The following is a 9,477-nucleotide window of genomic DNA, read 5'->3' on the forward strand; positions in this document are numbered from 1 at the left end:
GGCCGGCCGGGACTCGCTCACCGTGAGCCCTGCCCGGCGGCGGCACCGGCGTCGTCGGCGGCCGTGCTGCCGGACCCGACCGCACCGTTGCGCTCGATGATGCCGCTGTTGATCCCCACCGGTGCGGTGGAGGAGCCCTGTAGCGCCGCCTCCTGTGCGGAGGTAATGGCTTCCATGACGGTCTGCACGGTGACCAGGCCGAGGAAGCGGTCCCGCGGCCCGGTCACCAGGGCGGCGCCCGTGCTGGAGACCAGCATGGTGTCGAGGGCGTCATTGAGGGTGGCCTGGTTGCCGATGATTGGGAGCTTGGGGTCCAGCGTGTCGGTATGCCGGTCCAGCCGGCTGAGCTGGCGGCGGGAGAGCCACTGCACCGGACGCCCGCGGTCATCCAGGACCACGGCGTTCTGCTCGCCCGCACCCTGGAGCCGGGACAGGGTGTCGCTGGCCAGGTCCCCGGCGGCGGCGGTGACCGGCATGGCCAGCTCCACCTCGTTGACGCGGGTCAGGGTGAGCTGCTTCAGGCCGGCGCCGGAGCCGATGAAGTTCTCCACGAATTCGTTCGCGGGGTTGGCCAGGATGCGGTCGGGTGAGTCGTACTGCACCAGGTGGGCGCCCTCGTCGAAAATCGCGATCCAGTCCCCCAGCTTCACCGCTTCGTCGAAGTCGTGCGTGACGCAGACAATCGTTTTGTGCAGCTCGGACTGGATGTGCAGCAGTTCATCCTGCAGCCGCTGGCGGGTGATCGGGTCCACCGCACCGAAGGGTTCATCCATCAGCAGCACGGGCGGGTCCGCGGCCAAGGCCCGGGCCACGCCCACGCGCTGCTGCTGCCCGCCGGAAAGCTCCTTGGGATACCGGTCCCGGTACAGCGCCGGGTCCAGGGAGACCAGTTCCAGCAGCTCGTCCACGCGGGCGCTGATCTTCTCCTTGTCCCAGCCGAGCATCTTGGGCACCACGGCGATGTTCGCCGCCACGGTCATGTGCGGAAACAGGCCGCCGGCCTGGATCACGTAGCCGATGCCGCGCCGCAGCTGGTCGCCGTCGATCCCGGTGACGTCCTGCCCGCCCAGGATGATCTGGCCGCTGGTGGGTTCGATGAGCCGGTTGATCATCTTCAGCGTGGTGGTTTTGCCGCAGCCGGACGGGCCGACCAGCATCACGATGCTGCCCTTGGGAATCTCCAGGGTGAGCCCGTCCACCGCCGCTTTCGCCTGTCCCGGGTAGCGTTTGGTCACGTCCTCGAGCAGGATGCTGGCGCCGGTGACGGAGCCGCCGTCGTGGGTGGATGCGTTGGGGAATTCAGTCTCAGACACGGATACCTCGCGGGGTTGTGAGCCGGCCCAGGCCGACCAGGAGAAGGTCAAGGATCAGGGCCAGCACAATGACGCCAACGACGCCGACCACCACGGATTGCAGGGAATTGGCACCGCCCAGGCGGGAGAGTCCGGAGAAGATGAACCCGCCAAGTCCCGGGCCCAGGGCGTAGGCGGCGATGGCGGCAATGCCCATCACCATCTGCGCCGAAACCCGAACCCCGGCGAGGATCACCGGCCAGGCCAGCGGCAGTTCAATGCGCAGCAGCGTGCGCATCCGGCCCATGCCGATGCCGCGGGCCGATTCGACGACGGCGGGCGGGATCCCGGCCAGACCCACCACGGCGTTGCGCAGGATGGGCAGGGTGGCATAGAACGCCACCACGATCACGGCCGGGGTGGCACCGAATCCCACGGGGGCGATCAGCAGGCCGATCAGCGCAAAGGAGGGCAGGGTCAGCCCGACGGCGGAGACCCCGTTCGCCAGTCCGGTGAGGGTTTTATTCCGGTACACCAGTGCGGCGATGACCACTGCCAGGACCGTGGCCAGGATCAGGCATTGAAGGACCAGGCTGAAGTGCTGCCATCCGGCGAACAGAATCTGCGGATACCGGTCCGCCACGAATTCCCACACATCAAGACCTCTTCACTTTGGTTACGTATGTTCCTCGTCTCCGCTCCCCGACCCTCAGGTCCTGGGGCCTTGGGACCCCGGGAGCGAAAACTACTCAGCAAACTTACCGTTACCTCCTTCACATTAAGCGCCTAAAGACCCCGCACCGGAACAACGTGATGCTTTCGCAACGGTTTCGGCCGAAGTTGGCGGCGGGGTGGGAGGGGGTGAGCGGGGTTTGGCACGCCGGGGGCGGGCGGTGGCGCGGTGCGGAGGGGGCGGGGTGCGGAGGAGCCGGAGGCGCGGTGCGCGGCTCGTCAACGGCAAATCAGCGCGCGGTCGGTGGGTGACTGCGGGGCCGGGGCGAGGAGAACTTCCCACCCACTGTGACTCCTGTGAGTCATGGGGTCCCACCAGTACCACCTGCCTCGCAGCGTGGGAATTCTCGCCCGCGTTGCCGGCCAGGGGCCGTTCATAGTGCAGTAAATGTCGCTTAGAAGGACCGCATACGACATCTACTGCACTATGAATGCCCGAGCCAGCGGGTTGGGGATCTCCACGACGCTCCGTTTAGGGAAATCGCTGCCAGTTTGGGAAATCCCTGCCGCTTTGCAGCGGAGGGATTTCCCAAACCGGCAGCAGAATCCCAAAGCGGCAGGAAAAACTCCACGGGGACGCGGGGCCAGGCTGCCTCGACGCGTACGGCCTAATCCAGGACCTCAAGAACCACGTCCAAGCCGTCCTCCGGATGGTAGGTCCAATGGGCAGATATCCGGCCCCACTCCGCAGCCTGCATGCCGTCCAACGCCCGGGTACTTCCCATTCGGCTGAGCACGCCATCAGGAGTATCAACAGCGGCCAAGATGCAGAGGGTGTCCATATACGGAACCCCGAGGGCGTCGTCGTCGCCTTGGCCATCGACCGTTAGGCTTTGTCCGTCGTCACCGAGTCCGATGCCCCACTGCAGCTCCACGGCGCATGAGTCGAGAGCATCAGGCAGCACCGAGGATGGGAAATCGATGGCCGGGATGAGGAGCCCTGCGCCCAGGCCCACCACCAGGCCGGCACCGGCAAAGAGTGCATACTTGCGCCGGGGAGGCTCGGGATCGGGCGGCGTTTGGTACGGCGCCAGCAGGAACGGATCCATCGGCGCAGGCGAGCTGATCGGTGGGGCAGGCGGAGGGGGCGGCACCGCCGCGCCCCCTGCCACGGGGCGGGCCGGATGCACGGGGTACTGCGGACCCGGCACCCGAGCCTCTTCCTTCATTACTGCTTCTCCCACTTTCCGCAGCGGCTGGACTTGAAGTCCTGGCCCTCCGCGATTGTCACGGTCGGCCGTCCGCCGCCGGGAATGTCGTTTTCGATGATGTCGTCGCCGTTCGAACCGCTGCGGTAGATGCCCCAGTAACAGCTCGACCCCACCTCCGTCGTCGTGGTGTAGGTACCGGCCGAGACCGTCGCGCCCACTGTCCAGGTGCCGTCGGTGATGGTGTTGGCGGCCTTGGTGGCTTCGGCGGAGCTCACTGCCGTTTCGCGTGCCTTCACGTCGGCCTCCGCTGTGGCCACCGCTGCTTCCCTCGCGGAAACCTTGCTCTCCCGGGACGTCATACCGGCGGAGAGCTTGGTGTATTGGGCGTTGAGGGTCCGGTAATCCTCTTCGGATTTGTCCAGATTCGCCTGGCGCTGGGCGGATTCGTCGGCCAGGGCGGCGTATTCGTCGCTCCGGGTCGGATCGGTCAGGAAGTGACCGCCCACGGCGCCGCCGGCCAACAGCACGACGCCGGCCGCGGCCAGCCAGATCCGCTTGCCTTTCCGTGCACCCGGGGTACCGGGCACGGCCTGCTTCGACACCTTCCGTCCCTTGGCCGGTCTGCCCGATTTACCCGGCTTGGGCGACTTGCCCGGCTTGCCGGCATTGCCGGGCCTTCCGGCGGCAACCAACTCGTCCTCCGCTGTCGGCGCAGGCGGCGGAGGCGGCATGGTTTCGCCCAGGGTCGGTTCCGTCTGGTCAGCGGACGAGGCAGCGGGCTCGGCTGCGAGCACATCGGCGGTGGCAACAAGGGTCGTGCCCGCGGCCGTTTCCGTGCCGGTCTCCGTGACCGGCAGCGCGCCGGTATCCGGAACTGACGGAAGGTGCTTGTCCAGCGGACCTTCCACGGGGGAAAGGGAGGCGATCTGGTCCGGGTTGCGGTGCGGCATGGTGCTGTTCTTTCCTGCGGAAGGCCAAATATCGGGATGGGACGGAAGCGCCTCGGCGCCATCCCCTGTCTACAGTCGGCACTTCATGGCCGACGGTGGGCGCCCACGCCAGTGATGGTCGTCACGGGGACGGCGTCGACGCGCCTGGCCGTCCAGCCTGCGGACCTCCTCTTTAGCCGTAGTACCGGCGTTGCGGTTCAGCTCCCGACACCTTCGGCCTATACCGTGAGGCCCATGATCGATTTCGCCAATGCGTCCTATGTCAAGCTCGGACCGTGCAATCCTGCCGAAGTGGGCGACGACGTCGCTCCCCTGCTCATCGAGGGCGAAAATCTGCTTGCGGCATTCAAAGGAATCCGGGACTATGTCGTGTTTACGAATAAGCGCCTGATCACGGTGAATGTTCAGGGTATGACCGGCAAAAAGCGTGATTACACCTCCCTGCCATATTCGAAGATCCAGACTTTTTCCGTGGAGACTGCCGGAACATTTGATCTTGATGCGGAACTGGACCTCTGGTTCAGCGGTTTGGGCAAGGTACATCTTGAGTTCAAGGGAAACGTCGATATTCGCTGGATTTCGCAGCTGGTCGGCCGTCACGTCCTGTAGGAGTATGAGCGCCTGCCGAATCCCCTAAAGGAACCGTCCATGGACTCACCGCCCCTGATTGCCGTCATCTTCCTCGGCATCCTGATCGTATGCCTCGGTCCGGCGATGATCGTGATGGGCCTTCGCGCCTACAGCGGCCGCTGGACATCGTGGTTGGTTTTCACTGCGCAGTCAACGGCCAAGCATTCCCGGGCAGGGTTTGTGACGTTCTGGGGCGGGCTGGGAGTCACCGGATGCTTTCTGCTTATCGGATTGCAGGAGATAGGCATCAAAATCCCCGGTTTTCAGGTGCTTTGCAACACCATCTGGGGTGTTTGCCTGACCATCGCGATGATGCACCAGTTCTTCCTGCCGAAGTTCCTCCGCCCGGTACTGCTCCCGCAGTGGTACCGGGACTGGGAAGCGGAGCAGTTCGAACGGGAGGCACGGGAGGGTAAGCAGCGCCGGGCCCGGCGCCAGCTCCGCAGAGAAAAACGCCGCAGGGCCAGGGAGCAAGACGCACGCCAGCCCCTAAATGAGACCAACCCTGAGGACACACCACGGATAACCGTCGAGGTTGATGGGAAGGTCATTTGGCCAAAGACCCCGCGCTCCTAGCACGTATTCAATGAACGCGACCGCCTGTCCTCTCCGGCGTCGACATGTGTTTCATCGAGGACGGGCTGATCAAGAGCATCTACACACTGCTTCTTCAATCCTGAGCTGCGCCGGCATCCTCCCGCAGCGCCGCCCGCAGTTCCTTCCACGCACCGGTGGACCACAGCGCCCACAGCACCAGCGGCGGCTGGAAGAACAGCCGCACCAGCCGGGCACGGTCCGAATCCAGGCCGAACGCATCAGTATGCGTGACGTACTGGGAAATGTTGCCCGGGAAGATCGCGACGAAGAACGCCGCAGCGGCCAGGCCCACCGGCGCCCGCCGCTTGCGCAGCAGGATCAGTGACGCGCCCAGGCTGATTTCGGCGACGCCGGAGAGCAGCACCACCGCGTCCTCGCCCAGCGGCACCCAGTCCGGGACCTGCGCCTGGAATTCCTGCCGGGCGAACGTGAGGTGGGAGGTTCCGGCGAACGCCAGGAACGATCCCAGTGCCACCGCACCGATGCGGCGGGGCGCCGACGTCGGCGGCGCGGGACGGGAGACAACGGCCAGGACCTTCGACAGTGCAGACATGCCCTGACGCTAGCACCCCTGGCCCGGCCCGCACCGGGTGAAGAAACCCCTAAGTAAGCCGGTTGTAGGCCAGCTGCGCCAGTGCTGCCGCCTGGTCCCCCAGCACGGAATCGTCAAACACCACCCGCGGTGAGTGGTTCCAGGCCGCGGTGACCGGGTTGAGCGTCGGCGGCGTCGCTCCCAGGAAGATGAAGGTGCCCGGCACCTCGTTGAGCACCAGGGAGAAATCCTCGGAGCCCATCAACGGATCCCGCGATTCGAGCACGCGGTCCTCGCCGAAAATCTCCCGCAGTCCGGTGACGGCTTCCTGTGTCCGGCCGGCGTCGTTGCGGGTGACCGGGTAGCGGATGGTGAAGTCCACGTCCGCGGTGCAGCCGTGCGCGGCCGCGATGCCTTCGGCGAGCGCCTTGGATTCGACGATCACCCGGTCCAGGGATTCCTCGGAGAGGGTGCGTACGGAGGCGCCGAGGCTGGCGGTATCGGGGATAACGTTGATCGCTTCGCCGGCGGACAGCTGCGTCACCGTGAGCACAATCGGATCAAATGCGGAGAACCGGCGGGTGGCCATGGTCTGCAGTGCCGTGGCGATCTCGGTCAGCGCCGGCACCGGGTCGATGGCGGTCTGCGGCTGCGAGCTGTGCCCGCCGGAGCCCTTCACCGTGATCCGCAGTTCGTTCGCCCCGGCCATCAGGGTGCCGGGCTTGGTGCGGAAGACGCCCAGCGGGCCGGGCCGGACGTGGATGCCGTACGCGGCCACGGGACGTTCACCGGCGGCGTCGAGCACTCCCTCGTCAATCATCAGGCTCGCACCGTCGTGGCCCTCCTCCCCCGGCTGGAACATAAAGATCACGTTGCCGGAGAGGTCCTGCTGCTGGGCGCAGAGCAGCCGGGCGGCGCCCACCAGGCCGGCCACATGCAGGTCATGGCCGCAGGCATGCATGGCGCCGTTGAGGGAGGCATAGTCCAGATCAGTCAGTTCGCTCACGGGCAGCGCGTCCATGTCGCCGCGCAGCAGGACGGTGGGGCCGGGTTCGGCGCCGCGCAGCACGGCCACCACCGAGGTGGTCTTCACCCCCAGGGTGATCTCCAGGTCCAGCCCAGCCAGCGCGGCGAGGATCTTTTCCTGCGTCCGGGGCAGGTTGATGCCGGTTTCCGGGTCCCGGTGCAGCTCGCGGCGCAGCGCCACCAGCTCCGGAAGAATCGCCTGTGCTTCTTCTACAAACATGCTTTAAGTCCCGTCATCCACGCTGATGTCCGGCCGCCGGTGTTTCGCTGCCGCTACCTACGCAGTAAATCACTCCTTCCCCTCCGGTACAGCCTCGGGAAGCCATAACGGGCCGGTTCCGGGACGACGGCGGCTGCCGCGACTCCGACGACGGCGGGACCGGTTCAGCCGAAAGCCGGTAAAGCGCCGCATCCGCCGCAGGTCCCTCATCCCTGCGGCGGAACCGCACGCACCCGCCCAGCTCCTAGACTGGGCACCATGATCGAGACCCTGGCCTTCGATGCGGCACACCAGGAGCAGCAGGAGACCCGACCGCGGACGGGCTGGCGTGCCCGGCTGCCGTGGCGCACCGGCGAGGACTGGGAGCGTCCCGGGCCCACGCGGGAACAGCAGCGCAATGACGTGGTGGGCGCCCTGGTACTGCTGCTGGCTTCCGCACTGATCCTGGAAATCAGCCGCGGCATCGGGGCTGCCGCCGGCGAAACCCGGCCCATCTGGGTGCAGCACCTGGCCCTGGCGCTGATCATCCTGCCGCTGGCTGTCCGGCGGCGGTATCCGGTGGTGGTGATGCTGCTGTGCAGCACCGGCTTCCTGTGCCTGTCCCTGCTCGTCCCTACAATCGGCGGTCAGCTCACCTTCCAGGCCGCCTACTTCGCCTCGCTCTACACGGCTGCGGCCTGGGCCCGGGACCGGCGGATCCTCTGGCTGGGCACCGTGGTGGTGATTGCCGTGATGGCCCTGTGGGTGCTGCTGTCCTTCACGGTGTCCTCCGCCTATGACGGCATGCTGGAACGGCTGATGGAGGGCGATGAGACCTACCGCGGGATCCTGCCGCCGCTGGCGTCCCTGGCCATCTACAACCTGATCATCAATGCGGCCTATTTCGGCGGTGCCATTATTTTCGGCATCAGTGCCTGGCGGGCCGCGCACCAGCGGGAGCTGCTGGTCAAACAGTCCGCCCAGCTCGAAGCCCAGTCGGCCGAGCTGGCCCGGCAGGCGGTGCTCGACGAACGCCTGCGCATCGCGCGGGAGCTGCACGACGTCGTCGCGCACCACATCGCGGTGATCGGCGTCCAGGCCGGTGCCGCCCGCCGCGTGCTGGAGAAAAAGCCGGAGGCCACCGCAGACGCCCTGCAGACCATCGAAGCCTCCTCCCGCGAGGCGGTATCGGAAATGCGGACCCTGCTGGGGGTGCTCCGCGCCGGCGAGGAACCCGCCACGGCGCCCGACGGCGGCGCGCGGCGGACCCCCGAACCCGGCCTCCAGGACCTGCCGGCACTGGTGGCCGAGCATGAAAGCCTCAAGGTCACCTACCACCTCTCCGAAGACACAGCCGGGGTCCTGGACGCGGTCCCGGCGCCGATGGCCCTGTCCATCTACCGCACGGTGCAGGAATCCCTGGCCAACGTCTGCCGGCACTCCACGGCCGGGTCCGCCGTCGTCGCGCTGCGCACCGGCACTGCCGATACCGGGCGGTGGGTGGAGGTGGAAACCGTGGATAACGGCCGCCCGCGGTCCACAGGCACGGCCGGGTCCGGTTTCGGTATCCGGGGCATCCGGGAACGGGCTGCGCTGCACGGCGGTGAGGCCGAGATCGGCCCGCGGAGCGGCGGCGGCTGGCGGGTCCGGGTACGTTTCCCCCTGCGCTGACCAGCCGGCGGACCGGAGACGAGCGGCGCTGTCCGTCTTGTTCGGCACCGTCCTGTCACAGTCCTGTCACATCCCCGACACTCGCCGGGTTTCGCTCCCGCCGGGCGCCGACGTGCCGCTACCGTGGTTCCGGGGGCGGCACGGTGCTGCCATAGTGCAGTGCTGCCGATGCGGGGTCCAATCCCCGGGAAGTGGAGATGCTAGCGATGGAACCGATCCGGGTCCTGTTGGCCGATGACCAGGCCCTGGTGAGGGCAGGCTTTGCCATGATGCTCTCCGTTGAGGAGGAAATCGACGTAGTGGGGCAGGTGGCCAACGGCCGCGACGCGGTGGACTTCGCCGCCGCCCATCCCGTAGACGTCATCCTGATGGACGTGCAGATGCCCGTGCTGGACGGCATCCGCGCCACTGAGGAAGTGGTCGCCGCAGGCACCGCCAAGGTCATCATCCTGACCACCTTTGAACGCGACGACTACCTCTTCGACGCACTGCGGGCCGGAGCCAGCGGCTTCCTGCTCAAGAACGCCGACCCGGATGACCTGGTGGCCGCAGTGCACGCCGTGGCCGGCGGCCATGCCCTGCTGGCACCGGAAATGACCGTCCGCGTCATCGAGCGTTTCGCCCGGCAGAACCAGGCCCGGCCCGTCGCCGGGACTCCCGCCGTCGCCGCCGGAACCGGAGCCGCCGCCGGGCCCAG

At 67.0% G+C, this 9,477-nt stretch carries 10 protein-coding genes; 4 read left to right on the forward strand and 6 right to left on the reverse strand.

All coding sequences use genetic code 11. The features are described from left to right. Nucleotides 1-17 precede the first annotated feature (17 nt). From AC5RUF_RS15950 to AC5RUF_RS15965, 4 genes are all read right to left on the reverse strand, one after another. Nucleotides 18-1,313 (reverse strand): ATP-binding cassette domain-containing protein, encoded by a 1,296-nt coding sequence (locus AC5RUF_RS15950; RefSeq protein WP_494131240.1) that lies wholly within the window; start codon nucleotides 1,311-1,313, stop codon nucleotides 18-20. Next, nucleotides 1,306-1,947: an ABC transporter permease gene (locus AC5RUF_RS15955; RefSeq protein ID WP_494131241.1), complete on the reverse strand. Its 642-nt coding sequence runs from the start codon at nucleotides 1,945-1,947 to the stop codon at nucleotides 1,306-1,308. Before AC5RUF_RS15955 ends, AC5RUF_RS15950 begins: the two co-directional genes overlap by 8 nt. A gap of 685 nt (nucleotides 1,948-2,632) precedes the next feature. Then, entirely contained in the window at nucleotides 2,633-3,193 is a 561-nt protein-coding gene (locus AC5RUF_RS15960; protein WP_494131242.1) for a hypothetical protein, read from the reverse strand. Then, on the reverse strand, nucleotides 3,193-4,125 hold the full coding sequence (locus AC5RUF_RS15965; protein WP_494131243.1) for an Rv1352/Rv1906c domain-containing protein: 933 nt from the start codon (nucleotides 4,123-4,125) through the stop codon (nucleotides 3,193-3,195). The genes AC5RUF_RS15960 and AC5RUF_RS15965 overlap by 1 nt, the downstream gene beginning before the upstream one ends. A 234-nt stretch (nucleotides 4,126-4,359) precedes the next feature. Between AC5RUF_RS15965 and AC5RUF_RS15970 the strand changes: the two genes are divergently transcribed. Both AC5RUF_RS15970 and AC5RUF_RS15975 read left to right on the forward strand, forming a co-directional pair. Then, nucleotides 4,360-4,734 carry a PH domain-containing protein gene (locus AC5RUF_RS15970; protein ID WP_493997697.1) on the forward strand — a complete coding sequence of 125 codons (375 nt, stop codon included), beginning with the start codon at nucleotides 4,360-4,362 and terminating at the stop codon, nucleotides 4,732-4,734. 39 nt (nucleotides 4,735-4,773) lie between these two features. Next, nucleotides 4,774-5,331: a hypothetical protein gene (locus tag AC5RUF_RS15975; protein WP_494131244.1), complete on the forward strand. Its 558-nt coding sequence runs from the start codon at nucleotides 4,774-4,776 to the stop codon at nucleotides 5,329-5,331. Between the two features lie 94 nt (nucleotides 5,332-5,425). Here the strand turns inward: AC5RUF_RS15975 and AC5RUF_RS15980 are convergent, their stop codons facing one another. Continuing rightward, entirely contained in the window at nucleotides 5,426-5,905 is a 480-nt protein-coding gene (locus AC5RUF_RS15980; RefSeq protein WP_494131245.1) for a DoxX family protein, read from the reverse strand. Between the two features lie 49 nt (nucleotides 5,906-5,954). Continuing rightward, nucleotides 5,955-7,130, reverse strand: a complete 1,176-nt coding sequence (locus AC5RUF_RS15985; RefSeq protein WP_494131246.1) for a M20 metallopeptidase family protein — start codon at nucleotides 7,128-7,130, stop codon at nucleotides 5,955-5,957. A 258-nt stretch (nucleotides 7,131-7,388) separates the two neighbouring features. On the opposite strand from AC5RUF_RS15985, the gene AC5RUF_RS15990 reads away from it, so the two are divergent. After that, on the forward strand, nucleotides 7,389-8,780 hold the full coding sequence (locus AC5RUF_RS15990) for a sensor histidine kinase (RefSeq protein ID WP_494131247.1): 1,392 nt from the start codon (nucleotides 7,389-7,391) through the stop codon (nucleotides 8,778-8,780). 206 nt (nucleotides 8,781-8,986) lie between these two features. After that, a partial coding sequence (locus AC5RUF_RS15995) for a response regulator (protein ID WP_494131248.1) occupies nucleotides 8,987-9,477 on the forward strand: 491 nt, incomplete at its 3' end.

Source organism: Arthrobacter sp. Y3224198, from assembly GCF_059090025.1.

Excerpts from the sequence above, each read along its gene's own strand:
- AC5RUF_RS15960 (WP_494131242.1), bottom strand. The coding sequence starts at position 3,193 with ATGAAGGAAGAGGCTCGGGTGCCGGGTCCGCAGTACCCCGTGCATCCG.
- AC5RUF_RS15965 (WP_494131243.1), bottom strand. The coding sequence starts at position 4,125 with ATGCCGCACCGCAACCCGGACCAGATCGCCTCCCTTTCCCCCGTGGAA.
- AC5RUF_RS15970 (WP_493997697.1), top strand. The coding sequence starts at position 4,360 with ATGATCGATTTCGCCAATGCGTCCTATGTCAAGCTCGGACCGTGCAAT.
- AC5RUF_RS15975 (WP_494131244.1), top strand. The coding sequence starts at position 4,774 with ATGGACTCACCGCCCCTGATTGCCGTCATCTTCCTCGGCATCCTGATC.
- AC5RUF_RS15980 (WP_494131245.1), bottom strand. The coding sequence starts at position 5,905 with ATGTCTGCACTGTCGAAGGTCCTGGCCGTTGTCTCCCGTCCCGCGCCG.
- AC5RUF_RS15985 (WP_494131246.1), bottom strand. The coding sequence starts at position 7,130 with ATGTTTGTAGAAGAAGCACAGGCGATTCTTCCGGAGCTGGTGGCGCTG.
- AC5RUF_RS15990 (WP_494131247.1), top strand. The coding sequence starts at position 7,389 with ATGATCGAGACCCTGGCCTTCGATGCGGCACACCAGGAGCAGCAGGAG.